Here is a 23,635-nt window from a genome sequence, read left to right as displayed (position 1 = left end):
CTGAAATTCTCCAGTGCATGTCAGGGCCAGCGCAGCCTGGCGGCAGCGGCTACATCAGGCGACTGCGCCTTTGGGGATTGCGTTGTTACCGCGTGCAGCGTTTGGGCCGTACACCTCGGCCGCTTCCGGCACCAGCTTGAGCAGCACCAGGTACACCACTGCTGCCAGGCCCAACGTCACTGGCAAGCTGATGTCGATGCCACCGGCCAGGTTGCCCAGCGGGCCGACAAACTGCCCCGGCAGGTTGACGAAGCACAGGCCTACCAGCGCGCTGGGGATCCAGGCGCCCAGGCCGCGCCAGTTCCAGCCATGGTGGAACCAGTAGCGCCCGCCCTGTTCACCGCGGGTGAACACTTGCAGGTCATCGGGGCAATACCAGCCGCGACGCACCAGCAGGCCGATCAGCATGATCACCATCCACGGCGTGGTACAGGTGATGATCAGCACCACGAAGGTCGACACGCTCTGCACCAGGTTGAAGGCAAAACGGCCGATGAAGATGAAGGCAATCGACATCAGGCCGATCAGCAGGGTGGCCTGTACCCGCGACAGCAGTCGTGGGAACACGCTGGACATGTCCAGGCCCGTGCCGTAAAGCGAGGTGGTACCGGTGGACATGCCGCCGATCACGGCCAACAGGCATACCGGCAGGAAGAACCAGCCCGGCGAGACCGCCAGCAGGCCGCCGACGTAGTTGTTGTTGGCGATGTAGTCCGGTGCCTGGGTGGCGACGATGGTCGCCGTGGCCAGGCCGAACATCAGCGGCAGCAGGGTGGCCAGCTGGGCGAAGATCACCGCGCCCATGATGCGGGCCCGCGAGGTGCTGCGCGGGATGTAGCGCGACCAGTCGCCCAGGAAGGCGCCGAACGAGATCGGGTTGCTCATGGCCACCAGCGAGGCGCCGATGAACGCTGCCCAAAAGCCGGCCTGGCCGTGGGCGACGGTGCCGGCATAGTTCACGTCGAAGGCGCCGAAAAACGCGGCGATGCCCGACAGGAACAGGATGCTGGCGGTCCACACGGCGATCTTGTTCACCCACAGCATGAAACGGAAGCCGTAGATGCACACCGCCAGTACCAATACCGCGAACAGCCCGTAGGTCAGGCCCAGGGTGAGGTCGGTTTCCGGCAGGCCGATCAGGCGCTTGGCCCCGCCTACCAGCGCGTCGCCCGAGCTCCACACCGACAGCGAGAAGAACGCGATGGCGGTCAGCAGCGACAGGAACGAGCCGACGATACGGCCGTGCACGCCGAAGTGGGCGCCGGATGATACCGCGTTGTTGGTGCCGTTGATGGCACCGAACAGGCCCATGGGCGCCAGGATCAGCGCGCCCACCAGGGTGCCCAGCAGCACGGCCACCAGGCCCGCCTGGAACGACAGCCCGAACAATACCGGGAAGCTGCCCAGTACGGCGGTGGAAAAGGTGTTGGCGCCGCCGAAAATCAGGCGGAACAGGTCAAGGGGTTTGGCGTTCCTTTCGTGGTCCGGGATCTGTTCGACCCCGAAAGTTTCTATCTGACTAATGCTGGTCGTGCTGTTGTTATTGTTCATGATCTGCTCCGATCATTGCGGGCGCCCGTCTACGCGGGCGGCGCGGCGTTCAAGGGGAGGGCAGTGTCGAGGGTGCAGCGGATAAATGTTCGTGGCAGGCCAGCCAGCGGCCTTCTTGTTGTTGGCGAAACACAATGGTTTCGCGCTCCTGGCTAAAGCACATCTCCCCTTGCAGGCGCAGCTGGGTGGCCACGTCATGCATGAATATCGCCACGTCACCTTGCAGGCTGACCACGGCGTTGCTCGAAGTGCATTCGATCACTTCAAAGCCATCCTCGCGCCGCCAGCCGTCCCACACCTCACGATAGGCATCGCGGGACAGCAACGGTTGCGCAAGGGTGTAGAACATAAACGTGGCATCGGCCGTGAAGGCGCCGAAGTAGGCCTCACGGTCGTTGCTGGCAAAGGCGGTGACCAGGTCGCGGGCGGCTTGCAGTACTTGTTCTTGTTCGCTCATGACCCTCTCCTCAGCGGTGCACCACGCCCGGCAGTACGCAGAGCATTTCGTACAGCAGGTTGGCGCCCAGCAGCGAGGTGTTGCCGGTGGTGTCGTAAGGCGGCGAGACTTCTACCAGATCGCAGCCGACCAGGTCCAGGCCCTGGCAGCCGCGCACGATCTCGATGGCCTGGATGGTGGTCAGGCCACCGATTTCCGGGGTGCCGGTGCCGGGTGCCCAGGCCGGGTCGATGCCGTCGATGTCGAAGCTCAGGTACACCGGGCCGTCGCCGACCTTGGCGCGCACTTCTTCCATCAGCGGCGCCAGCGACTTGTGCCAGCACTCTTCGGCCTGCACCACGCGGAAGCCCTGGTTGCGGCTCCAGTTGAAGTCCTCGGCGGTGTAGCCCTGGGCGCGCAGGCCGATTTGCACCACGCGATCGCAGTCCAGCAGGCCTTCATCCACGGCGCGGCGGAAGGTGGTGCCGTGGGCGATTTTCTCGCCGAACATGTGGTCGTTGACGTCGGCGTGGGCGTCGATGTGCACCAGGCCGACCTTGCCGTGCTTCTTGTGGATGGCGCGCAGGATCGGCAGGGTCACGGTGTGGTCGCCGCCCAGGGTCAGCGGGATCACGTTGTGTTCCAGGATCTCGTCGTAGGCTTCTTCGATGATGCGCACGGCGTCCAGCAGGTTGAAGGTGTTGATCGCCACGTCGCCGATGTCGGCCACCGACAGCGAGTCAAAGGGGGCGGCGCCGGTGGCCATGTTGTAGGGGCGGATCATCACCGATTCGGCGCGGATCTCGCGAGGGCCGAAGCGGGTACCGGAGCGCAGGGAGGTGCCGATGTCCAGCGGAATACCGACGAAGGCTGCGTCCAGGCCGGCTGCGGTTTGCAGGTGCGGCAGGCGCATCATGGTGGCGATGCCGCCGAAACGCGGCATTTCGTTACCGCCCAGTGGTTGGTGAAGAATCTTGTCCACGGGTTACCTCATCGTTTGTCTTTTTTCTTGGGCGCGGGGCTGGCCCGGCACTGTTGAGGTGGAGTCTGCATAAAGGTAGTGAGCTGAAAGAATCGCTACAGAGAAATACTTAGTTCAGATTTTTCTGAAGTAATGGCGGTACACTAGTTCCATGCCCCCTGTAGCAGCTGCCGAAGGCTGCGTCGCTTCTGCATACGCCGACGCAGCCTTCGGCAGCTGCTACAGGCCTTTACCTTCTTATGTGATGCCATGGCCAACGCACTCCCCGACCTGAAACTGCTGCGCATCTTCGTCAGCGTCGTCCGCCACCAGGGCTTCGCCAACGCCCAGCAGGAACTCAACCTGTCCACCTCGGCTATCAGCACCTACATGAGCCAGCTGGAAGCCGCGCTGGGCATCGTGCTGTGCCATCGTGGCCGCGGCGGCTTCAGCCTGACCAGCAAAGGCGAGCTGTTCCATCAGGAAACCCTGCGGCTGATGGCCGAGATGGAAGGCTTCGAGCAGTACGCCGCGGCGCTGAAGGGCGAGCTGCGCGGTACGCTCAACCTGGGGGTGATCGACTCCACGGTGAGCGACCGCGCGCTGCCGTTCGCCGAAGCCATCGGCGCCTACTGCCAGGAGCACCCGGCGGTGCACTTGCACCTGTCGGTCTCCAGCCCCTATGAGCTGCAACTGGGCGTGCAGGAAAACCGCCTGGACTTGGCCATCGGCGCCTTTTCCACGCGCATGAGCGGCCTGGTGTATCAGCCGCTGTACCGCGAGCAGCACTGGCTGTACTGCAGCAACCGCCACCCGCTGTACGCCGAGCGGCGCATTCCCGAACAGGTGATCACCCAGCAGCGCATGGTCGGCCGTGGCTACTGGAGCCAGGCCGAGCTGGCCCGGCACGGCTTCAAGCACAGCGCCGCCACCGTGGAAAGTATGGAGGCGCAGCTGATTCTGGTGTTGTCCGGCGCCTACATCGGCTACCTGCCCGAACATTACGCCCAGCCCTGGGCTGACAAGGGCGACCTGCGCGTGCTGTCGCCCGCGACATTCGGCTACCAGGCACCGTTTTCCATGATCACCCGCCGCGGCCGCAGCCGTGAACCCTTGATCCAGACCTTCCGCGATCTGCTGAAAGCGCAGCTGCTGCCCGCCTGACATGGCTTGCGGCGTTTGGTCGCGGCGGCCTAACGCCAGTATTTGTGCGTTTTTTGAAACTTCGTTCGTCTAACGGCCCTACAACCCTGGAAGGCTCTGCTACACCTTTCAGGGCTTGATGACATTTTTCATCTACAGCAGGGATCGCCCGATGCGCATGAATTTGCCCGTTACCGAACGCGAACGCACGTTTTCAAGCGAACAGCGGCTTATCTCCACCACTGACCTGAACAGCCACATCACCTATTGCAATGAGGCGTTTGTCAGTATCAGCGGCTTTACCTACGACGAGTTGATCGGCCAGCCGCACAACCTGGTACGCCACCCGGACATGCCGCCGGGGGTGTTCGCTCATATGTGGGAGACCATCAAGCAGGGCAAGCCGTGGATGGGCGTGGTGAAGAACCGCGCCAAGAACGGCGACTATTACTGGGTCAGCGCCTACGTCACCGCCATCTACGAGAACGGCCGTATCAGCGGCTTCGAGTCGGTGCGCTCGGTGCCCACCCCCGAGCAGATTCGCCGGGCCACTGATTTATACGCGCGGCTGCGCGGTGGCAAATCGCCGGTGTCGCCACTGGCGCGCCTGGGCAAGTCCTTCCAGCGCGGCTGGCCGATCCTGGCGGCGGCGGTGGTATCAGTGCTCAGCCACTTCCTGCTCGACGGCTACCCGGCGCTGCTGGTGGTACTGGCCAGCCTGGTCGGTGCCTGGGCCTTGACCGAGCGCCGTCAGGTGCGCGACATCGAGCGCACCCTGGGCGAACACCCCAAGTCATTCACCAGCCCGCTGGTGGCCTTGACCTACAGCGACACCCCGGGTGCCCAAGGGCAACTGGACCTGGCCATGTTCAGCGAGGAAGCGCGCCTGCAGACGGCGCTGACCCGCCTGGTGGACGCCGGCGTCAGTGTGCGTGAGCGCGCCTCGCAATCGTCCGGCCTCAGCGGTGCCCAAGCCGAGTTGCTGGACCGCCAGCGCAGCGAAACCGATCAATCGGCCACCGCGATCGCCGAAATGGCAGCCACCATTCAGGAAGTTGCGCACAACGTGCAGAACACCGCCGTGGCCGCGGCCGACGCTGACCAGTTGGCCCAGCAAGGCAGTGCCCTGGCGCAGCAAAGCCTGCAAGCCATGGGCTCGATGAGCAGCGCAGTCAGTGAAATCGGCCAGGCCGTCAACGATCTGGCCCAGCAGACTCAGTCCATTGGCAGCGTCGCCGACGTGATCACCGCCATCGCCGAGCAGACCAACCTGCTGGCCCTCAATGCCGCCATCGAAGCGGCGCGGGCGGGGGAGCAGGGGCGCGGGTTCGCGGTGGTGGCCGATGAGGTGCGGTCGTTGGCCATGCGTACGCGGACCTCCACCGAGCAGATTCATCAGATCATCGCTTCGCTGCAGTCGGGCGCTGATCGTGCGGTGCACACCGCCAGCCGCGGTGAAGAGATTTCGCGCGACAGCGTGCAGAGCGTCGAGGCGGTGCAGACGGCGTTGGTGGGGATTACCCAGGCGGTCAGCCGCATCACCGGTATGAGCCAGCAGATGGCGACGGCGTCCGAACAGCAGAGCCATGTGGCCGAGGACATCAATCAGCAGATTACCCGCATTGCGCAGTTGTGCGATCGCAGTGCGACCCAGGCGCGTGAAGGCGCGCAGATCAGCCAGGATCTGGAGCGCATGGCTGAGTACCTGCATAGCCTGGCCGAGCGTTTCAGCCGCTGATCTACCCCTAACCCCTAACCCCTGACCCGTAGCCGCTGCCGCCAGGCTGCGCTGGCCCTAAGCCTCGCTGGAGATTTCCAGTGTATGGAAGGGCCAGCGCAGCCTGGCGGCAGCGGCTACGGTCCGGGTCCGGGTCCGGGTTTGGGTAGTGGGCTTGGGTCTGTGGCAAAATGGCGAATGCCCAGAATCCTATGCCCCCGCTGCAACCGCCCCGAACCCCGCTGCCTGTGCGCGCTGATCCCCAGCCTGCCCAGCCGCACCCGCGTGCTGATCCTGCAACACCCCAGTGAGGTCAACCACGCCCTCAACACCGCGCGCCTGGCCGCCCTGGGTTTGCTCAACGCCGAATTGGTGGTGGGTGAGACCTTCGATGAGGCTCTGCTGAGCCCTCCAGGCTACCGTGCCTGCCTGCTGTTTCCCGGTGATGATGCCCAACCGGTGGGGCCTTGCACTGCGGACTTGCCCATGCTGCTGGTCGTCCCCGACGGCACTTGGCGCAAGGCCCGCAAGCTGTTGCACCTCAACCCCGCCCTGGCCGCGTTGCCCCGCGTCACCCTCGACGGCGCACCGCCCTCGCGTTATCGCCTGCGCAAGGCGCCCGGCCCCGGCGCGCTGTCGACCATCGAGGCCATCACCCACGCCCTGGAAATCCTCGAAGCCCCAGCCTCATTCCAGCCGCTGCTCAAGCCCTTCGACGCTTTGATCGAAGGGCAGATCGCGGCCATGGGCGATGAGGTCTACCGGCGCAATCACGTCCAGGAGTGAATCGGCCAGCCCGCTTTTTCTGCGTGTTCGCGCAGCACCGGGTCAGGGTTGACCACGTGGGGGTGGTCGACCTTGAGTAGCAGCGGCAGGTCGTTGCGTGAGTCGGAGTAGAAGGTTGCGCCTTCCAGGTTTTCTTCTTCCTGGTCCAGCCATTCCAGCAGGCGGGTGATCTTGCCTTCGCGGTAGGTGAGGGTGCCCACGGTGGCGCCGCTGTATACGCCGTGTTGTACGTCGAGGTTGATGGCGAGGATTTCGTCCACGCCGAGGCGCTCGGCGATCGGCCCGACCAGGTGCGTGCCCGAGGCGGAGATGATCAGGATACGGTCGCCGGCCTGGCGGTGGGCGGCGATGGTTTTGGTGGCTTCGCTGAAGATGATGGGTTCGATGAAGTCTTCGACCCAGGGGCCTACCAGGTGGTCGACTTCTTCGGGGGTGCGGCCGATCAGGGGTTCGAGGCTGAAGGCCATGTAGTCTTCCATGGCGAGTTGGCCTTGGCTGTAGGCGTCCATGAGTTGGTTGTTGCGGTGCATGAATGATTCGGGGTCGACCCAGCCCAGGCGGGCCATTTGTTCGCTCCAGAGGGTTGCGCAGTCGCCGTGGATGAGGGTTTCGTCCAGGTCGAAGATTGCCAGTGCCATACCAATATTCCCTCAAAATAATCCGTAAAAAAGCCAATACACCGCTTTTGCTTTTGCTTTTGCTTTTGCTTTTGCTTTTGCTTTTGCTTTTGCTTTTGCTTTTGCTTTTGCTTTTGCTTTTGCTTTGGCTTCGGCTTTTGATCTTGCTTTTGATCTTGGGCCCCGTTAAAGCCCAGGGCCGACCGGAGGCGGCGATCAAGGGGGAGCCCGAAGGGCCGAGGCCGCAGGCCGAAGTGACGGCAGCCCGCCCGCTTCTATAGCGGGTGCCGTCCCCCTTGATCGGCGCCGGAGGGAGGGGACCCGTAGCGCAGCGGAGGGCCCGGGCTGGGGCCGAGACCTTTTGGTTACTTTTGGGGCGTTTGCCAAAAGTGACCCGCCGTAAGGGCGGAACCGTCGGTGGTCGCACCCTCCATAATGGATATGCTCACGATTGCTAAAAGCGCGCTTCGAGGACCTTGAGCATATCCATTTCCGAGGGGGCGGCTACCGACGGTTTCGCCCTTACGGCGAGTCACTTTTTGGCAGTCGCCCCAAAAAGTAACCAAAAAGGGCTCGCCCCTGCTTGGGCCCTCCGCTTCGCTACGGGTCCCCTCCCTCCGGCGTCGCCCACGCGGCTAAACGGCACCCGCTATAGAAGCGGGCGGGCTGCCGTTTCCTTCGGCTGCGCCGAAGGGCCCTTCGGGCAGCCGCGTGGGCAACGCCTCCAGTCGGCCCTGGCGCTTAACGGGGCCTAAGATCAAAAGCAAGATCAAGATCAAGATCAAGATCAAGATCAAGATCAAGATCAAGATCAAGATCAAGATCAAGATCAAGATCAAGATCAAGATCAAGATCAAAAGCAAAAGCAAAAGCAAAAGCAAAAGCGCGCTTGTTGGTCAGGCTACCTCACAAAGCGCCTGTGCATCGATAGCCAATGACACCCTTTGCCCATTGGGCAGCAAATCACTCGCTGAGCGGTTAAGCACATCCACCACCAACTCCACACCACGGGCATGCACGCGATAACGAATTACGTTGCCCAGCAGACTATGACTGCGGATTTCACCTTCCAGCTCGCCGCTCAGGCTCAAACTGATCGCCTCCGGCCGAATGGCCAGCCGAGTGCTGACCGGTCGCTGCAGCAGCTTGCCAGCCTGCTCCGCATCCAACAGGTTGTAGTTACCGATAAAGCCAGCAGCAAACGCATCAGTAGGCGCGGTGTACAGACTCTGAGCATCACCACTCTGCACAATCCGCCCCTTGTTCATCAGGAAAATCCGGTCACTCATGGTCAGCGCCTCTTCCTGATCATGGGTAACGAAAATCGTAGTCAACCCCAGCTCCTGCTGGATGGCGCGGATCTGCTCGCGCAGGTGCTTGCGAATGCGCGCATCCAGCGCCGAGAGCGGTTCGTCCAACAACAGTAAACGCGGACGGGTAACCAGCGAGCGGGCCAAGGCCACGCGCTGACACTGGCCGCCGGACAGCTGGTGCGGGTAGCGGCTGGCCAGGTCAGTCAGTTCGACCATGCGCAGCACATCGTCCACGCGCTGCTGCACCTGGTCCTTGGCTATTTTCTGCATCCGCAGGCCGAAGGCCACGTTCTGTTGCACGGTCATGTTGGGGAACAGCGCGTAGCTCTGGAACACCATGCCAATGTCGCGTTTCTGCGGGCTCAGCGGTACCAGGTCCTGGCCGTCCAGCAGGATGCGGCCGCTGTTGACCGGGGTCAGGCCGGCGATGCACCGCAGCAGGGTCGACTTGCCGCAGCCCGAGGGCCCCAGCAGGGTGACGAACTCGCCGCGGGCAATGGTGAAGTTGATGTCGCTGAACACCGGAGTGTCGCCGTAGTGCTTCTGCAGTTGTTCGACGCTGACGAAGCTCATCTTTAGTCTTTGTCCTTGTTCAAACGGTTGGCGGCCCAGGTCAGCACCAGCACAAACAGGAAGTAGGAAATCACCAGCGCGCTGTTGAAGTGGCCGCTGCTGTTGCGCATGTTGTTGAGGTACACCTGCAGCGTTTCGTAGCGGGTACCCACCAGCAGGTTGGCGAACACGAATTCGCCGAACAGGAATGAGAACGACAGCAGCAACGCTACCAATAAGCCCTTGCGCAGGTTGGGCAGCACCACCAGCAGGGCGGCGGTGAAGGTGCTGGCCCCCAGCAGGTGGGCGGCGTCCATCAGGTCGCGCAGGTTGATGGCCTGCAGGTTGTTGGTGATGGCGCGGTACATGAAGGGCAGCGCCACGGTGAAGTAGCAGCCGATCAGAATCCACGGCGTGCCGACCATGGCCATGGGGCCGGAGCCATACAGTTGCAGCAGGCCCACCGATGACACCACCGGCGGCACCGCGAAGGGCAGCAGGATGAGGATGTTCATCAGCGCGTCCAGGCGCGGGAAGTGGTAATGCACCACGAACAGCAGCGGCAGCACCAGCACCACCGACAGCGCCAGTGAGCCCACGCAGACGATCAGCGATTGGCCGAAGGCGTGCAGAAAGCGGGCGTCGCTCCACAGGTCTAGGTACCAGTGGAACGTCAGGCCGCTGGGCAGGATGGTCGCCGACCAGCTGGTGGCCAGGGAGTACAGCAGGGTTCCGGCCAGGGGCAGCAGCAGGATCAGGAACAGCAGCCATACCACGACTCGGTGATACAGCGCGGCAGGGCCGTGTTCAGCGCGCGACATGGTAGCTCCTCTTCAGCAGCCACTGATGCACCAGGGTGACCAGGGTCATCATGCCCACCAGGATCATCGCCAGCGCGGCGGCCAGGTTGGGGTTGAGGCTGATGTCCCCGGCCACCATGGCGGCGATGCGGATGGGCAATACGTTGAAGTTGCCAGTGGTCAGCGCGTACACCGTGGCATAGGCGCCCAGGGCATTGGCCAGCAGGATCACGAAGGTGCCCAGCAGGGCCGGGGTCAGCACCGGCAGGCCGATGTGCCGCCAGTACTGCCAGGGGCTGGCGCCCAACAGTGCGGAGGATTCGCGCCAGTCTTCGCGCAGGGCGTCAAACGCCGGGTACAGCAGCAATACTCCCAGCGGAATCTGGAAGTAGGTGTAGAGGATGATCAGCCCGGTTTTCGAGTACAGGTTGAAGTCTTCGATGATGCCGGCCTGCTTGAGGATCATGGTCAGGCAGCCGTTGAAGCCCAGCAGGATGATGAACGCGAAGGCCAGTGGCACCCCGGCGAAGTTGCTGGTCATGTTGGCGAAGGCGCTGACGAAGTCGCGCAGCTTCGAATCCACGCGCCGCAGGGAATAGCTGCCCAGCACGGCGATGATCAGGCCAAATACGCTCGACCAGAAGCTGATTTCCAGGCTGAACTGCATGGCCTGGCGGTAGAAGCGCGAGCTGAAGGCGCTGATGAAGTTGTCCAGGCTCCAGCCGCTGTCGGTCTGCAGGCTGTGGATGGCTACCCACAACAGCGGGGCAATCTGGAACACGAAAAATACGACGGCGAAGGGCACCAGGCACAGTATCGCCATGCCCTTGCCTCTGCTTGGCTGGCTCACTTGAGCAACTCCCGGCACAGCGGTTTGTCGTGGGGTACGCCCAGCAGTTCGCACAGGGTGCCGCACAGCTCGGTCTGCCGCGGACGCGCCGCAGGGTCGAGGCTGAAGGCATCGCCCAGCACGAACAGCGGTACTTGCCGTTCTTCGGGCAGCAGGCCGTTGTGGGAGCGGTCGTTGTTCATGCCGTGGTCGGCGGTCACCATCACCTGGTAGCCGGCTTGCAGCCAGCCTTGCAGGTAGTCGGCCAGAATCACGTCGGCGCCGCGGGCGCTGTTGCGGTACTGGGCACTGTCCAGGCCATGCTTGTGGCCGGCGTCGTCGATGTTCATGGGGTGGATCAGCAGAAAGTCCGGTTCGTGCTTGAGGCGCAGGTCTTCGCCGTCGGCGAACAGGTGGGAATCGGGGTAGTGGTCCGACCAGTAGAAATGCCCGTATTGGATGGGCTGGTGCGGGGCCACGGTGTGGCGGTCGCGGGCGGCGTTGAAGGGGGAGCGGTTGTACAACTCGCTGACCCAGTGGTAGGCCGCGGCGGCCGTGACCTTGCCGGCCTCGCTGGCGTAGTGAAAGACGCTGCGCTGGTTGGACAAGCGGGTGACGTTGTTGTGCACGATGCCGCTGTCGATGGGCGCGACACCGGTGAGGATGCATTCGTACAGCGGTCGCGACAGCGCCGGCAGCTCACATTCAAGCTGGTACAGCGCGGCCTTGCCGGCACCGACGTAGGCCTGCAGATGGCCCATGGCATGCTCGGCGACCTGGTAGCTGAGGCCGTCGAGCAGGACCAGGAGGGTTTTGTGGGGCATGGGATAGCCTCTGAATTCTTTATTGCCAGGGCTGAGCGCTGTAGCCGCTGCCGCAGGCTGCGCTGGCCCCCACATACTCAGGAAGTTTCCCGGGTGTACTCAGGGGCCAGCGCAGCCTGGCGGCAGCGGCTACAGTGCTTGTCAATTCATCTCGATGATGACCTGCTCGTTCCACTTCTGCGGCAGCTCCTTGGAGCTCTTCTCCCACGCATCCGGGTTCTTGATCGGCTTGACGTTCTTGTACTGCTCGTTGGGCAGCAGTTTGTCGGCCACGTCCTCAGGCAGCTTCAGGTGCTCGGCACGGATCGGCCGGGCGTGGCCGCGGGCCAGGTTGAACTGGCCTTCGTCGCTGAAGATGTACTCACGCGCCAGCTTGGCCGCATTCGGGTGCTTGGCGTATTTGTTGATGATGGTGGTGTAGCCGGAAATCACCGAACCATCGGACGGGATCAGCACGGTAAAGCGCTTGGGGTCGATCTTGTCGCGGTAGCTCAGGCCGTTGAAGTCCCAGACCACGCCCACTTCCACTTCACCCTTTTCCAGGGTCTGGATGGTGGGGTTGGCCAGCGACAGGCGCTTCTGCTGGGCCAGCTTGGTAAACAGCTCCAGGCCCGGCTGCAGGTTGCTTTCGTCACCACCACGGGCGATGGCGGCGGCCAGCACGCCGTTGGCGGCTTGGGCGGCGGTGCTCACGTCACCGATGGCGACCTTGTACTTGCCTTTTTCCAGGTCGGCCCAGCTCTTGGGTGCGTCTTCATCCTTGACCAGCTGCTTGTTGATGATGAACGCGATGCTGCCGGTGTAGGCCAGGGCCCAGTGGCCGTCCTTGTCCTTGGCCCAGTCAGGCACCTGGTCCCAGGTGGTGGGTTTGTACGGCTGGGTCACGCCCTGCTTCACGGCGATGGGGCCGAAGGCGGCGCCCACGTCGCCGATGTCGGCGCTGGCGTTGTCTTTTTCGGCGGCGAACTTGGCTACTTCCTGGGCCGAGCTCATGTCGGTGTCCATGTGGGTCAGGCCGTACTTGGCCAGCAGCCCCGCCCAGGTGCCTTTCCAGTTGGCCCAGTCATCGGGCATGCCGACGCTGTTGACCGCGCCTTCGGCCTTGGCGGCCGCTTCCAGGGTGTTCAAGTCGACGTCGGCAGCCATGGCATTGAAGCTCATGGCGATGCCCATGCTTACCAGTGATGCCAGGAAAAGCTTTTTCATCCGAAGCTCCTTGGGCGCGTTCAGCGAACGCTGGTTTTTGTCTGGTCGGTGTGGCGGGTGTGGTCTAGATCAGCAAGACCTGAGCCAATCTAGGATGGCCTGATGACAATTTGATGTAGGCGCTGTGGCGCGCGCCTTGCAGCGGCACTGCCGAGGGCCGTGGGAAACAAGCGTAGTTCAGATTTAACTGACTGATCTGCAACGGCTTGGGACGCAGTGCGTAGGGCATTTCCCAAAGGCGTGTCATCCCATGGTCATCAATCTTGCCTAGGCTGCAGGCTGGGCCACCGCAGGCGGTGGTGCCCCTTTTTGGAACTGGACTAGACCAGACAGGTTGAAATGATGCGTAACAGTGCGCCCCGAGCCGTGACGGCGATTTGCCAGGCCCTGCAGGAACAGATCCAGCATGGCCTGCTGGCGCCCGGCTGCAAGCTGCCGGCCGAGCGCAAGCTCAGCGAGGTGTTCGACACCACGCGCATCACCCTGCGCGAGGCGCTGGTGCAGTTGGAAGCGAGGGGGCTGATCTACCGCGAAGAACGCCGTGGCTGGTTCATTTCGCCACCACGCCTGACCTACGACCTGATGAAGCGTAGCCATTTTCACGCCATGGTCCGCGAGCAGGGGCGCGAGCCGTCCACGCAATTGCTGTCGGGGCGGCTGGTGCCGGCCTCGGCGTCCATCTGCGCCAGCCTGCAGTTGCCGCCGCTGTCCAGCGTCATCCAGCTGTGCCGCACCCGGCGCATCGATCAGCGCCTGGTGCTGTACGTGGAGCACTACCTCAACCCCCAGTATTTTCCGGGGATACTGGAGCTGGACCTGAACCAGCCGCTGACCGAGATCTACGCCCGCCACTACGGCATCGAATACGGACGTGTGCGTTTCGAGATGGCCCCTACGGCCCTGCGCGCGGAGGCTGCCAGTGCGCTGAAGGTGTCACTGGGCAGCCCGGGGCTGCGCATCACCCGGGTCAACCATGACCAGCAGGGACGGCTGATCGACTGCGACCTGGAATACTGGCGGCACGACGCTATCCGCCTGAGTGCCGATATTTCGCCGCCTTGATTTCCACCTCGGTCAGCCAGAATAGCGAGGCCTGGCCCGCACGTGCCGGTGCACCCGGCGGCGACAGTTCCCAGATCTCGCCATCGTAGATCTGGAAAGTCTGGCCACTGCGTGAGTAGCGCTCGCCCTGATAGTTGAAGCTGTAGCCGGCCCTGCGCACGCGATCCAGGTAATACTGGCGCGACGCGCGCTGCTCGGGGGGCGAGCTGAGCTCGGAGACCATGCCGATGAAGTCTTCCAGCGGGTAGTCGAAGCAGCGCTGGGCCTGACGGTTGGCGTAGACGAAACGCGGCATGTCGCTGCCGTCATGGGCCAGCAGGCCATAGGGTGCTTCTTCGTGTACCCACAGCAGATCCAGTGGCGCGCCGGGGATCGCCATGGGCAGGTGCTTGCCGGTGTGCCTGAAATAGGCCTCGTCTATCTCCAGCAGCCGGCTCGCTAAGTCGGGGCCAAGCATTGCTCTGTTCCTCTACTGCGCTGTCATCCGTGGAAACCGCACGCTAACCCCTGGGGCGCCTGCGGTCTATGGTCAGATTGGACACACACCTCAGGTTGCCGTGACGCTGGCCTCGCCGCCTACCGTACCGCCGGCGCTGGTCACCACCTGCACGCTCAGGCGCGGCGTAGCCAGGTCCAGGCCCGATTCGTCGAGCTGGCGCTTGAGCGCCAGGTTGAACGCCCGTGACACTTCCCACTGCTTGATGGGCGCGGTCTTGAAGCGCGCCCGCAGGATGGCGGTGCCCGCCTCGAAGCTCTCCACGCCCTGGATTTCCAGTGGCGACCAGATATTGCGCCGTTGCAGCGGGTCGGTGCGCATCTTCTGGCCCACGTCGCGCATCAGCTTGATGGCGGTGTCGATGTCCATGGTGTGCGGTACGTTGACCCGGAAAATGGCATAGCCGAACTCACGAGAGTAGTTCTTGATGCTCTTGATTTCACTGAACGGAATGGTGTGCACGATGCCATCAATGTCGCGCAGGCGCACGGTACGGATGGTCAGGCCCTCCACCGTGCCCAGGTGGCCGCCCACGTCCACGTAATCGTCGATGGCCAGCGAGTCTTCGATGATGATGAACAGGCCGGTGATCAGGTCGGCCACCAGCGACTGGGCGCCGAAACCGATGGCCAGGCCGATCACACCGGCACCGGCCAGCAGCGGCGTGACGTTCATGCCCATGTTGGCCAGGGCGACGATGGCGGCGATGATGAAGATGGCGATGAACAGCACGTTGCGGATCAGCGGCATCATGGTTTGTGCGCGGGCATTGGCCAGGCCCTTGCGCGAGTGCGTCAGGGCGTGGTGCACCGCAGTATCGGCCAGGATCCACACCAGCCACGCCAGGATCAGCGTGCCGGCCAGGCTGAACAGTTTGACGCTGATGTCGTGGCCGTCGCCTTCGGTGAAGCGGATCAGCGACATGCCCCACACCCGCAGGCCCAGCTCGATGAAGCACAGCCAGATGATCAGGTGCACCAGGGTGTAGCCGAAGTTGCGCAGGCGCTCGAAGTACACTGCGTGGCGCTTGACGCGCTTGGGCGGGCGCACTGCATGGCGGCGTACCAGGCCGTTGCAGACCATGCACAGCACCAGCAGCACGGTGCACACCAGCGACTGGCGCAGCACGGTGCTGGTGTCGCCGGCGTCGATGAAGGTGGCGATCAGCGAGATGCCTACCAGCACCAGTGCGGGCAGGTACCAGAAGCTGCCGAGGATATCGATGGTGTCGCTCAGGGCGCGGCGGGTGAGGCGGCGCGCCAGCGGTTGGTTGCGGATGAGGTGCGCCACCGGGCGGCGGAAGCGCAGCACGAACATGCCGGTGCACAGGGCCGCCAGCATGTTGGCCAGGGTGGCGGCCATGTGTGCCAGGTGCGAGCCCAGGCTGGCGATCAGGCGCGGGTCGTTCAGCGCCTCGCCGAAGGCGGCGAAACTGCCAATCAGCCACAGCGGCCGGAAGGCCTGGTGACGCAGGATATACAGGGCACGATGGCGATGGGGGCCGTCCAGCAGCGAGAACGCCACCACGCAGATGGCCGAGAAGCAGGTGCCCACCACCAGCGCATAGGCCAGCACCATGGCCAGGTCCTTGCCCAGCGACGAGGGCAGGGCGTAGCCCACCCACACGGTGATGATCAACGCCACCAGCCACGGCCCCAGCTTGCGCAGGGCGAAGCGCAGCAGGTCGAGGGTGCGCGGGTGCTGAGGCAGTTCCTCGCTAAGCCCGAAGCGCATGCGGATGTGATGGCTGATCCAGTTCAGCGCGTAGGCCAGCAGGCTCCACACCAGGATGATCAGCACGAAACCGAAGATGATCGGCGGCCACTGGGCCACGGGCAGCATCAGGTCGGACAGTTCCTGCCCGGCCTGGTCGAATTCGTCGCCCCAGCGGTTGAGCGGGCTGTCTTCGCCGGCGAATTTTTTCTCGAACTGCCCCAGGGTGCTGCCGATCAGCCCCAGCACGCCTTCGTCGGCGGCCGGTTGGGCTTTTTTGGTGGTGTCGCGCAGGCGTTTGAGGTCGGCCAGCAGCTTGGTGCGCTGCTGGTCGTTTTCCAGCGAATTGATGACCTGGTCCAGCGATTGCCCCAGCGGCTCGGTGGATTCGGGCTGGGCCTTCTGGGAGCCGGCCAGCAGGCTCGGCAAGCCGGCCGCCTGCGCCGGTGGCAGCACGGCCAGCAGGCAAATCAGCATCAGGGTGAAAAAGGCAGGCAGACGAAAAATGACAGGCACGCGACGATAAACCCAGGGTAATTCTTGATCGAGGGAGTGTACGAGGCGTTTGGGGGCAAGGCGAGCGGTTATGCGCCGATTCGCACCAGGATTTTATACAGCACAATACCGAGCAGGCAGAGCATGCCGAGCCAGAGCATCAGGATGCCGATGTTGCGTTCGCGCAGGCTGAAACCGAAGGTGAGCAGGCCCAGGCTGGCGGTGACCTGGAACAGCAGGGAGGTGAATTCGTCCATGATCGTTGTCCTTGAGCGTGGGGGCCTGTTTTAAGTTTAGGCCCGCTGGCGCGGACGGATTGACCGGTATCGCGAAACATTGACGTCGCGAACGTGGGAGCGGGCTCTGCCCGCGAAAAGACCGCCGCGATCCGTAAGGCGTTCCGCGGCGTGCCCTTCGCGGGCAGAGCCCGCTCCCACATCGGCCGTTGTTACGGCAGTTCGCGGCTGCGGTAGAAGGCTTCCAGCACCTTGACCAGATGGGCCAGGTCCTGGCTGCCGCACAGCTCGCGGATCGAGTGCATGGCGAACGTCGGCAGGCCGATGTCCACGGTGCGCACGCCCAGGTGGCTGGCGGTGATCGGGCCGATGGTGGAGCCGCAACCCATGTCGCTGCGCACCACGAAACTTTGCACCGGTACTTCTTCGGCCATGCACAGGTGGCGGAAGAAACCGGCGGTTTCGCTGTTGGTGGCGTAGCGCTGGTTGCTGTTAACCTTGATCACGGGGCCGGCGTTGAGTTTCGGGCCGTGGTTGGCGTCGTGCTTGTCGGCGTAGTTGGGGTGCACGCCGTGGGCGTTGTCGGCCGATACCAGCAGCGAGCGCTGGATGGTGCGCACGAAGTCGTCACCGTCGGGCAGCAGGCGGCGCAGGGTCTGCTCCAGCATCGGGCCGTCGGCGCCACAGGCCGAGCACGAACCGATCTCTTCGTGGTCGTTGGCCACGAACACGCAGGTTTCCTCGCTGTCGGCGTGCAGCAGCGCCTGCAGGGCGGCGTAGCACGACAGCAGGTTGTCCAGGCGTGCGCCGGCGATGAACTCACCGTGCAGGCCCAGTACTGCGGCGCTTTGGGTGTCGTAGAAGCTCAGTTCGTAGTCCAGCACCACATCGGCATTCAGGCCGTGCTCGCGGGCCAGTTGCTCGGTCAGCAGGGCGCGGAAGTCCGGGCGCTCGTCACCGGCCACCTGGGCAAGGATCGGTGGCAGTTCAGTCTGCGGGTTGATCGCCCAGCCCTGGTTGGCCTCACGGTTCAGGTGGATGGCCAGGTTGGGGATGATCGCGATCGGCAGCTTGAAGTCGATCAGCTGGCTTTCGACCTTGCCGTCACGGCGGAAGGTGACGCGGCCGGCCAGCGACAGGTCACGGTCGAACCAGGGCGCCAGCAGCGCGCCGCCGTACACTTCCACGCCCAGTTGCCAGAAGCCCTGGCGTTGCAGCTCGGGTTGCGGCTTGACGCGCAGGCACGGGCTGTCGGTGTGGGCGCCTACCAGGCGGATACCGCCAATGAGCGGCGAGTGGCGGCCCAGTTTGAAGGCGATGATCGAGGAGTCGTTGCGGGTCAGGTAATAACGCCCGCCGGCGACGGTGGCCCAGGTGTCACGTTCGTCGAGACGCTGGTAACCGGCAGCCTCCAGGCGCATGGCCAGGCTGGCGGTGGCGTGGAAAGGCGTGGGGGAGGACTTGAGGAAGTCGATCAGGCCCTGGTTCAAAGCTTCGCGCATAAGTGGCTCCAGACAGCAGTGGCGCGAGTTTAACGTATTGGTTGGGGATTTGTGTTGCCTGTTTCCCGAGCTTCGCTCGGTCCCACACCGTTCGCGGCAGTAGTGTCAGGTAGGCAAAGCACTTAGCCCTTGGGGTGCGCCAGGGCTAAGCGCTTTGCCTACCTGACACCCATGGCCCGAACGGTGTGGGACCGAGCGAAGCTCGGGAAACAGGCGCTGCGAATCAAAACGGCGCCGGGCACTCGAAGCGCACGCGCTCGCCGGTGGCGGGATGGGTGAAGCTGAGCATGCTGGCATGCAGGCACAGGCGCGGATAGGCCGCCAGGGCCTCTGGGTGCGCGTACAGGCCGTCGCCCAGCAGGGGGTGCCCGATGGACAGCATGTGCACGCGCAACTGGTGTGAGCGGCCGGTGATGGGCGTCAGCTCCACACGGCACCAGTCGCCGCAGCGTTCCAGCACTTTCCAGAAAGTCAGGGCATGTTTGCCTTGCTCATGGTCGACCACGTGGCGCGGCTTGGTGGGCGGGTCGTAGCGCAGCGGCAGGTCGATACTGCCACTGTCCAGCTCCGGCTGGCCCCAGGCCAGGGCGGTGTAGGCCTTTTCGGTTTCGCGGTCGTGAAACTGGCGCGACAGCTCGCGGTGAGTATCAGCGTCGCGGGCCAGCAGGATGATGCCGGACGTTTCCCAATCCAGGCGGTGCACGATGCGCGCCTCGGGGTAGCCGTTTTCCTGCAGGCGGGTGATCAGGCAGTCCTTGTTGTCTTCGGCGCGGCCAGGCACCGAGAGCAGCAGGGTGGGCTTGTTGATCACCAGGATGGCGTCGTCCTGGTGCAGGATGTGGATGTTGGACAGCGGCATTGTGTTTCCTTGGGGGCCGGGGTTGCCCTTTTCCCGAGCTTTGCTCGGTCCCACACCGATCGCGGCAGTTGTGTCAGGGGCGCAAAGCACTTAGCCCCTGGTGCACCACAGATCTGGCTGAGGTGCCTCCAAGGGCTAAGTGCTTTGCCTTCCTGGCACACATGGCCCGAAAGGTGTGGGACCGAGCGAAGCTCGGGAAACAGACACCGCGGTCCTACGCCAAACCTATCGGTCAGGCAGGGTGATATTGAGTTCCAGGATCGAGCAGCTGCCCTGGTTTTCCAGCGCTACCTGCACGTCCTCGTTGCCGATATTGACGTACTTGCGGATCACTTCCACCAGTTCCTTCTGCAAGGCTGGCAAGTAGTCCGGGGTACTGCGCTGGCCGCGCTCGTGCGCCACGATGATCTGTAGACGCTCTTTCGCTACCGACGCGGTATTGACCTTTTTGGAACGAAAGAAGTCAAAAATGCTCATCAGTTACCCCCAAAGAGCCGCTCAAAGAATCCTTTCTTCTGCTGTTCGAGGAAGCGGTGTTCCACGTTCTTGCCCAGCAGACGGTCCACGGCATCGCTGTAGGCCTGACCGGCGTCGCTCTGGTCGTCGAGGATCACCGGCACGCCCTGGTTGGAAGCCTTGAGCACGGCCTGGGACTCGGGAATCACGCCCAGCAGGGTCACCGACAGGATCTCCTTGACGTCTTCCACGCCCAGCATCTCGCCCTTGCTCACGCGCTCGGGATTGTAGCGCGTCAGCAGCAGGTGCTCCTTGATCGGGTCTTCGTTGCGCTCGGCGCGACGCGACTTGCTGGCCAGCAGGCCCAGCATGCGGTCCGAGTCACGTACCGACGACACTTCGGGGTTGGTTACCACGATGGCTTCGTCAGCGAAGTACATGGCCAGGTGGGCGCCGGTCTCGATGCCTGCCGGGGAGTCGCAGACCACGTACTCGAAGGTCTCCTTGAGCTCCATCAGCACCTTTTCCACGCCTTCCTTGGTCAGCGCGTCCTTGTCACGGGTCTGGCTTGCGGCCAGCACGTACAGGTTTTCCAGGCGCTTGTCCTTGATCAGGGCTTGCTGCAGGTTGGCTTCGCCGTTGACCACGTTGACGAAGTCATACACCACGCGGCGTTCGCAGCCCATGATCAGGTCGAGGTTGCGAAGGCCCACGTCGAAGTCGACGATGACGGTCTTGTGGCCGCGCAGGGCCAGGCCGGTACCGATGGCGGCGCTGGTGGTGGTCTTGCCCACACCACCTTTGCCGGATGTAACCACGAGAATCTTGGACAAGGTGTATCACCCCTAATGAAAAAGGATTGCTAGTCCCTGAATGAAAGCATGACTTGTAAACAACCGCAGCCGGCAGGCCGTGGTAATGGCCTTTTGCCGACAAGTTTAAAAGTTGTACGGAAAATGGCGGCAGTATCCGTTAAAGGCGGGTGATGTTCAACACATCACCGGACAAGCTGACTTGTACGCCTGCCCCCCACAAGGGGTCGCGACGCAGGTCTTCCGAGACCTTGTACTGGCCGGCGATGGACAGCAGCTCGGCGCCCAGGTGCTGGCAGAAAATGCGTGCCTTGGTATCGCCCTTGATACCGGCCAGGGCCCGGCCGCGCATTTGGCCGTACACATGGATGTTGCCATCGGCCAGAAGTTCCGCGCCGGAGCTGACCGTGGCCATGACCACAAGGTCACCGCCAGGAGCATAGACCTGTTGGCCACTGCGCACCGGCAGGGTGATGATTTTCGTCGGATTGATGACCGGCGCCGGCGGTTTTTCCGGCGGCTTGGGCGCTTCCAGCTCGATCGGCCGCTCGCGGGCGCCCGACGGCGGCAGCACCGGCAGGTCGATGGCGATGGCGGCCGCGATGTCTTCGATACGGCTGGCGCGGATGGCCAGGGTGCGCAGGCCGTGCTGGCGGCACACGCGCATCAGGCCCGGCAGGTCGACCGCGCCTTCGCTGGCCGGCATTTTGTCCAAAGCCAGCACCAGCGGGGTGTTGCTGAAGAAATTCGGGGCCTGGGCAACCTTGGCCGCCAACTGGCGGTCCAGGCCTTCAAGGTTGTTGCGGGCCAGTTCCAGCACGGTGATGGCGAGCATGCTGCCCTTCAGCTGGAACACGTTTTCCTGGTCTAGCGGTTCGGTCTGGCTCATGGTCGGCAAAAAGGCGCCTTGTAACGAAAAGTGCCGAGACTTATAACGAGAACGCCCGCCAGCCGCAAGCCGGGCGAACCCATGTAGAATGCGCGGCCTTGTTGTCTGTCCGGAATCTGTAATGGATCGCCCGCGTTTTAACCGAACCTTTCTCCACCCGCGTTTCTGGCCATTGCTGCTGGGGCTGGGGCTATTGTGGCTGATCGTGCAGCTGCCGTACCGCGTGCTGCTGGTCATCGGCCGTTTGCTGGGCCTTGGCATGTACCGCATTGCCGGGGAGCGCCGCCGTATTGCGGCGCGAAACCTGGAGCTGTGTTTCCCCGAACTACCGCTCGTCGAAAGAACCCGTTTGCTCAAGGAAAATTTCGTTTCCACCGGCATCGCGTTCTTCGAAATGGCCATGAGCTGGTGGTGGCCAAAGGCCCGCCTGGCGCGGCTTGCGCACATCGAAGGCCTGGAGCATTTGCAGGCTGCGCAGCAGGCCGGCGAGGGTGCCATTCTGATGGCCCTGCACTTCACCACTCTGGAAATCGGCGCCGCGTTGCTCGGCCAGCGTCATACCATCGACGGCATGTACCGCGAGCATGGCAATCCGCTGTTCGACTTCGTCCAGCGCCAGGGCCGCGAGCGGCACAACCTTGATTCCCTGGCGGTGGAGCGCGAGGACGTGCGCGGCATGCTCAAGCTGCTGCGCAAGGGCCGCGCCATCTGGTACGCGCCGGATCAGGACTACGGCGCCAAGCAGGGCATCTTCGTGCCGCTGTTCGGCATCCCTGCGGCGACTGTCACGGCCACCACCAAGTTTGCCCGCCTGGGCAAGGCGCGGGTGATTCCCTTTACCCAGCAGCGGCTGGCCGATGGCAGCGGTTACCGCCTGGTCGTCCACCCGCCGCTGGAAGACTTCCCGGGTGAAAGCGAAGAGGCCGACTGCCTGCGCATCAACCAATGGGTAGAAGCCTCGGTGCGTGAATGCCCCGAGCAGTACCTGTGGGCGCACCGCCGCTTCAAGTCGCGCCCGCCGGGCTCGCCTAAACTCTACGAAAAGCGCCGCCGGTAAGGTTTTTGGTGGGAGCGGGCTCTGCCCGCGAAAAGGCCAATGCGATCTTCAGGCAAGACGCGGCGTTCCTTTCGCGGGCAGAGCCCGCTCCCACAGTAGTGTCATAGTGGTCAAGGGGTGCCCATGCAGGCGATCACAGGACTGATCCTCTCCGGCGGCGGCGCCCGCGCTGCCTACCAGGTGGGCGTGCTGTCGGGCATCGCGCAGTTGCTGCCCGCCGATGCGCCCAATCCCTTCCCCGTGATCGTCGGCACCTCCGCCGGCGCCATCAATGCCGTGACCCTGGCCAGCGGTGCCCAGCACTTCGTTGCCACCGTGCAGCGCCTGGAAGCCTTCTGGCGCAGCTTCGCCAGCCATCAGGTGGTGCGCAGTGACTGGCCTGGCGTGATCCGCCAGGCCAGCCGCTTCATCCGCCATAGCCTGTTGGGCATTGGCGGCAGCGTGCCGGTGGCGCTGGTGGACAGCTCGCCGCTGGGCACACTGCTGCGCGAGCGGCTTGATCTTGGCGGCATCGATGGCGCGCTGGCGGCGGGCGCTTTGCACGCGGTGGCGGTGACCGCCTTCGGCTACAGCTCCGGGCAAGCAGTGACGTTCTATCAGGGCAGCCATGCCATCCAGCCCTGGCTGCGCCACCGCCGCATCGGTGTGCCGACCCCCTTGAGCGTCGAGCATCTGCTAGCCAGCGCCTCCATCCCCTTGCTGTTCCCGCCCGTGCGCCTGGGCGAGGATTTCTATGGGGATGGCGCCATGCGCCAGTCGGCACCCATCAGCCCGGCCCTGCACCTGGGCGCCACGCGGGTGTTGGTGGTGGGCGTCAGCGGCAACCCCCGGGGCCCGGATACCGGGGTGGCGGCGGGCAGCGAGCAGCAGCCCAGCCTGGCGCAGATTGGCGGGCACCTGCTCAACAGCGCGTTTATCGATAGCCTTGAGGATGACCTCGAGCTGCTGCAGCGGCTTAACCAGTTGGGGCGGTTGCTGCCGGCAGACGTCAGCAGTGCGCCCCTGGGGCTGAGCCCGGTGGAGGTCATGGTGGTGTCGCCCAGCCAGCCGCTGGACGAGATCGCGGCGCGGCACAGGCATGAATTGCCACCGGCGTTGCGCCTGTTTCTGCGCGGGCCGGGGGCGACGAAAACCAGTGGGGCGGGGTTGCTGAGTTATCTGCTGTTCGAGGCGGGGTATTGCGGGGAGTTGATTGAGCTGGGGCGGCGGGATGCGTTGGCCAAGAAGGCTGAACTGCTTGCGTTTCTAACGCCAGCGCCAAACCCGTAGCCGCTGCCGCGAGGCTGCGCTGGCCCTTGTGTTCGCTGAAAATCTCAAGTGGAC

Annotated in this window: 23 protein-coding genes and 1 pseudogene; 7 read left to right on the top strand and 17 right to left on the bottom strand. The window is 63.7% G+C overall.

What is annotated here, in order from left to right; genetic code table 11:
* Nucleotides 1–54 precede the first annotated feature (54 nt).
* Genes ACZ9GA_RS21380 through speB form a run of 3 tightly spaced genes read right to left on the bottom strand, consistent with a single transcriptional unit; the run spans nt 55 to nt 2,969 of the window.
* Nucleotides 55–1,551, bottom strand: coding sequence for a purine-cytosine permease family protein (locus ACZ9GA_RS21380; RefSeq protein WP_457360867.1), 1,497 nt, complete (start codon nt 1,549–1,551; stop codon nt 55–57).
* A gap of 49 nt (nt 1,552–1,600) precedes the next feature.
* Complete coding sequence (locus tag ACZ9GA_RS21375; protein ID WP_457360868.1) at nt 1,601–2,008, bottom strand: YybH family protein; 408 nt, start codon at nt 2,006–2,008, stop codon at nt 1,601–1,603.
* A gap of 10 nt (nt 2,009–2,018) precedes the next feature.
* The gene (speB, locus tag ACZ9GA_RS21370; protein ID WP_457360869.1) at nt 2,019–2,969 is read right to left on the bottom strand and encodes an agmatinase; all 951 of its coding nucleotides are present in this window, start codon (nt 2,967–2,969) and stop codon (nt 2,019–2,021) included.
* A gap of 249 nt (nt 2,970–3,218) precedes the next feature.
* Here speB and ACZ9GA_RS21365 point away from each other — a divergent pair, with 249 nt between their 5' ends.
* The 4 genes and pseudogenes from ACZ9GA_RS21365 to ACZ9GA_RS21350 all read left to right on the top strand — a co-directional run bounded on the left by ACZ9GA_RS21365 (nt 3,219) and on the right by ACZ9GA_RS21350 (nt 6,594).
* Entirely contained in the window at nt 3,219–4,112 is an 894-nt protein-coding gene (locus tag ACZ9GA_RS21365) for a LysR family transcriptional regulator (protein WP_027977278.1), read from the top strand.
* 118 nt (nt 4,113–4,230) lie between these two features.
* Nucleotides 4,231–4,545: pseudogene (locus ACZ9GA_RS21360) on the top strand (PAS domain-containing protein); the annotation flags it as partial.
* Between the two features lie 411 nt (nt 4,546–4,956).
* Nucleotides 4,957–5,829 carry a methyl-accepting chemotaxis protein gene (locus ACZ9GA_RS21355; RefSeq protein WP_476227654.1) on the top strand — a complete coding sequence of 291 codons (873 nt, stop codon included), beginning with the start codon at nt 4,957–4,959 and terminating at the stop codon, nt 5,827–5,829.
* A 177-nt stretch (nt 5,830–6,006) separates the two neighbouring features.
* Nucleotides 6,007–6,594: a tRNA-uridine aminocarboxypropyltransferase gene (locus tag ACZ9GA_RS21350; protein WP_457360870.1), complete on the top strand. Its 588-nt coding sequence runs from the start codon at nt 6,007–6,009 to the stop codon at nt 6,592–6,594.
* Here ACZ9GA_RS21350 and ACZ9GA_RS21345 read toward each other — a convergent pair.
* The 6 genes from ACZ9GA_RS21345 to ACZ9GA_RS21320 all read right to left on the bottom strand — a co-directional run bounded on the left by ACZ9GA_RS21345 (nt 6,579) and on the right by ACZ9GA_RS21320 (nt 12,735).
* Nucleotides 6,579–7,232: an HAD family hydrolase gene (locus ACZ9GA_RS21345; RefSeq protein ID WP_457360871.1), complete on the bottom strand. Its 654-nt coding sequence runs from the start codon at nt 7,230–7,232 to the stop codon at nt 6,579–6,581. The genes ACZ9GA_RS21350 and ACZ9GA_RS21345 overlap by 16 nt on opposite strands.
* Before the next feature lie 875 nt (nt 7,233–8,107).
* Entirely contained in the window at nt 8,108–9,097 is a 990-nt protein-coding gene (locus ACZ9GA_RS21340) for an ABC transporter ATP-binding protein (protein ID WP_027977281.1), read from the bottom strand.
* A 2-nt stretch (nt 9,098–9,099) separates the two neighbouring features.
* A complete protein-coding gene (locus ACZ9GA_RS21335; RefSeq protein ID WP_027977282.1) occupies nt 9,100–9,897 on the bottom strand; it encodes an ABC transporter permease in 798 nt (265 codons plus the stop codon).
* Nucleotides 9,884–10,699, bottom strand: a complete 816-nt coding sequence (locus ACZ9GA_RS21330) for an ABC transporter permease (RefSeq protein ID WP_457363677.1) — start codon at nt 10,697–10,699, stop codon at nt 9,884–9,886. The genes ACZ9GA_RS21335 and ACZ9GA_RS21330 overlap by 14 nt, the downstream gene beginning before the upstream one ends.
* Nucleotides 10,700–10,722: 23 nt before the next feature.
* Nucleotides 10,723–11,529 (bottom strand): alkaline phosphatase family protein, encoded by an 807-nt coding sequence (locus tag ACZ9GA_RS21325; RefSeq protein ID WP_457360872.1) that lies wholly within the window; start codon nt 11,527–11,529, stop codon nt 10,723–10,725.
* A 141-nt stretch (nt 11,530–11,670) separates the two neighbouring features.
* Nucleotides 11,671–12,735, bottom strand: coding sequence for an ABC transporter substrate-binding protein (locus tag ACZ9GA_RS21320; protein WP_457360873.1), 1,065 nt, complete (start codon nt 12,733–12,735; stop codon nt 11,671–11,673).
* Nucleotides 12,736–13,077: 342 nt separating this feature from the next.
* On the opposite strand from ACZ9GA_RS21320, the gene phnR reads away from it, so the two are divergent.
* Complete coding sequence (gene phnR / locus ACZ9GA_RS21315) at nt 13,078–13,797, top strand: phosphonate utilization transcriptional regulator PhnR (protein ID WP_457360874.1); 720 nt, start codon at nt 13,078–13,080, stop codon at nt 13,795–13,797.
* On the opposite strand, the gene ACZ9GA_RS21310 is transcribed toward phnR, so the two are convergent.
* The 8 genes from ACZ9GA_RS21310 to minC form a co-directional block, all read right to left on the bottom strand.
* Complete coding sequence (locus ACZ9GA_RS21310) at nt 13,763–14,254, bottom strand: MEKHLA domain-containing protein (protein WP_457360875.1); 492 nt, start codon at nt 14,252–14,254, stop codon at nt 13,763–13,765. The two genes, phnR and ACZ9GA_RS21310, sit on opposite strands and share 35 nt — an antisense overlap.
* A 90-nt stretch (nt 14,255–14,344) precedes the next feature.
* Nucleotides 14,345–16,483 carry a mechanosensitive ion channel family protein gene (locus tag ACZ9GA_RS21305; protein WP_457363678.1) on the bottom strand — a complete coding sequence of 713 codons (2,139 nt, stop codon included), beginning with the start codon at nt 16,481–16,483 and terminating at the stop codon, nt 14,345–14,347.
* A 107-nt stretch (nt 16,484–16,590) separates the two neighbouring features.
* Nucleotides 16,591–16,758, bottom strand: a complete 168-nt coding sequence (locus ACZ9GA_RS21300) for a hypothetical protein (RefSeq protein WP_457360876.1) — start codon at nt 16,756–16,758, stop codon at nt 16,591–16,593.
* 191 nt (nt 16,759–16,949) lie between these two features.
* Nucleotides 16,950–18,239 carry a M18 family aminopeptidase gene (locus ACZ9GA_RS21295; protein WP_457360877.1) on the bottom strand — a complete coding sequence of 430 codons (1,290 nt, stop codon included), beginning with the start codon at nt 18,237–18,239 and terminating at the stop codon, nt 16,950–16,952.
* 223 nt (nt 18,240–18,462) lie between these two features.
* Nucleotides 18,463–19,098 (bottom strand): RluA family pseudouridine synthase, encoded by a 636-nt coding sequence (locus ACZ9GA_RS21290; protein ID WP_457360878.1) that lies wholly within the window; start codon nt 19,096–19,098, stop codon nt 18,463–18,465.
* Between the two features lie 225 nt (nt 19,099–19,323).
* Nucleotides 19,324–19,575, bottom strand: coding sequence for a cell division topological specificity factor MinE (gene minE, locus ACZ9GA_RS21285; RefSeq protein ID WP_008366588.1), 252 nt, complete (start codon nt 19,573–19,575; stop codon nt 19,324–19,326).
* Nucleotides 19,575–20,387 carry a septum site-determining protein MinD gene (gene minD, locus ACZ9GA_RS21280; protein ID WP_457360879.1) on the bottom strand — a complete coding sequence of 271 codons (813 nt, stop codon included), beginning with the start codon at nt 20,385–20,387 and terminating at the stop codon, nt 19,575–19,577. The genes minE and minD overlap by 1 nt, the downstream gene beginning before the upstream one ends.
* Nucleotides 20,388–20,526: 139 nt before the next feature.
* Nucleotides 20,527–21,255, bottom strand: a complete 729-nt coding sequence (minC, locus tag ACZ9GA_RS21275; protein ID WP_457360880.1) for a septum site-determining protein MinC — start codon at nt 21,253–21,255, stop codon at nt 20,527–20,529.
* Between the two features lie 121 nt (nt 21,256–21,376).
* On the opposite strand from minC, the gene ACZ9GA_RS21270 reads away from it, so the two are divergent.
* Together ACZ9GA_RS21270 and ACZ9GA_RS21265 are read left to right on the top strand one after the other, a co-directional pair.
* Complete coding sequence (locus ACZ9GA_RS21270; protein WP_457360881.1) at nt 21,377–22,312, top strand: lipid A biosynthesis lauroyl acyltransferase; 936 nt, start codon at nt 21,377–21,379, stop codon at nt 22,310–22,312.
* A 123-nt stretch (nt 22,313–22,435) separates the two neighbouring features.
* Nucleotides 22,436–23,581: a patatin-like phospholipase family protein gene (locus tag ACZ9GA_RS21265; RefSeq protein WP_457360882.1), complete on the top strand. Its 1,146-nt coding sequence runs from the start codon at nt 22,436–22,438 to the stop codon at nt 23,579–23,581.
* Nucleotides 23,582–23,635 lie beyond the last annotated feature (54 nt).

The sequence above is a fragment of the Pseudomonas sp. TE3644 genome, from assembly GCF_056278815.1.
This window is presented reverse-complemented; position numbering and strand designations above follow the sequence as displayed.

What these genes read in the sequence shown, in the direction of transcription:
- ACZ9GA_RS21380 (WP_457360867.1), bottom strand. Translation starts at nt 1,551, where the DNA reads ATGAACAATAACAACAGCACGACCAGCATTAGTCAGATAGAAACTTTC.
- ACZ9GA_RS21375 (WP_457360868.1), bottom strand. Translation starts at nt 2,008, where the DNA reads ATGAGCGAACAAGAACAAGTACTGCAAGCCGCCCGCGACCTGGTCACC.
- ACZ9GA_RS21365 (WP_027977278.1), top strand. Translation starts at nt 3,219, where the DNA reads ATGGCCAACGCACTCCCCGACCTGAAACTGCTGCGCATCTTCGTCAGC.
- ACZ9GA_RS21355 (WP_476227654.1), top strand. Translation starts at nt 4,957, where the DNA reads ATGTTCAGCGAGGAAGCGCGCCTGCAGACGGCGCTGACCCGCCTGGTG.
- ACZ9GA_RS21350 (WP_457360870.1), top strand. Translation starts at nt 6,007, where the DNA reads ATGCCCAGAATCCTATGCCCCCGCTGCAACCGCCCCGAACCCCGCTGC.
- ACZ9GA_RS21345 (WP_457360871.1), bottom strand. Translation starts at nt 7,232, where the DNA reads ATGGCACTGGCAATCTTCGACCTGGACGAAACCCTCATCCACGGCGAC.
- ACZ9GA_RS21340 (WP_027977281.1), bottom strand. Translation starts at nt 9,097, where the DNA reads ATGAGCTTCGTCAGCGTCGAACAACTGCAGAAGCACTACGGCGACACT.
- ACZ9GA_RS21335 (WP_027977282.1), bottom strand. Translation starts at nt 9,897, where the DNA reads ATGTCGCGCGCTGAACACGGCCCTGCCGCGCTGTATCACCGAGTCGTG.
- ACZ9GA_RS21330 (WP_457363677.1), bottom strand. Translation starts at nt 10,699, where the DNA reads ATGGCGATACTGTGCCTGGTGCCCTTCGCCGTCGTATTTTTCGTGTTC.
- ACZ9GA_RS21325 (WP_457360872.1), bottom strand. Translation starts at nt 11,529, where the DNA reads ATGCCCCACAAAACCCTCCTGGTCCTGCTCGACGGCCTCAGCTACCAG.
- ACZ9GA_RS21320 (WP_457360873.1), bottom strand. Translation starts at nt 12,735, where the DNA reads ATGAAAAAGCTTTTCCTGGCATCACTGGTAAGCATGGGCATCGCCATG.
- phnR (WP_457360874.1), top strand. Translation starts at nt 13,078, where the DNA reads ATGCGTAACAGTGCGCCCCGAGCCGTGACGGCGATTTGCCAGGCCCTG.
- ACZ9GA_RS21310 (WP_457360875.1), bottom strand. Translation starts at nt 14,254, where the DNA reads ATGCTTGGCCCCGACTTAGCGAGCCGGCTGCTGGAGATAGACGAGGCC.
- ACZ9GA_RS21305 (WP_457363678.1), bottom strand. Translation starts at nt 16,483, where the DNA reads ATGCTGATTTGCCTGCTGGCCGTGCTGCCACCGGCGCAGGCGGCCGGC.
- ACZ9GA_RS21300 (WP_457360876.1), bottom strand. Translation starts at nt 16,758, where the DNA reads ATGGACGAATTCACCTCCCTGCTGTTCCAGGTCACCGCCAGCCTGGGC.
- ACZ9GA_RS21295 (WP_457360877.1), bottom strand. Translation starts at nt 18,239, where the DNA reads ATGCGCGAAGCTTTGAACCAGGGCCTGATCGACTTCCTCAAGTCCTCC.
- ACZ9GA_RS21290 (WP_457360878.1), bottom strand. Translation starts at nt 19,098, where the DNA reads ATGCCGCTGTCCAACATCCACATCCTGCACCAGGACGACGCCATCCTG.
- minE (WP_008366588.1), bottom strand. Translation starts at nt 19,575, where the DNA reads ATGAGCATTTTTGACTTCTTTCGTTCCAAAAAGGTCAATACCGCGTCG.
- minC (WP_457360880.1), bottom strand. Translation starts at nt 21,255, where the DNA reads ATGAGCCAGACCGAACCGCTAGACCAGGAAAACGTGTTCCAGCTGAAG.
- ACZ9GA_RS21270 (WP_457360881.1), top strand. Translation starts at nt 21,377, where the DNA reads ATGGATCGCCCGCGTTTTAACCGAACCTTTCTCCACCCGCGTTTCTGG.
- ACZ9GA_RS21265 (WP_457360882.1), top strand. Translation starts at nt 22,436, where the DNA reads ATGCAGGCGATCACAGGACTGATCCTCTCCGGCGGCGGCGCCCGCGCT.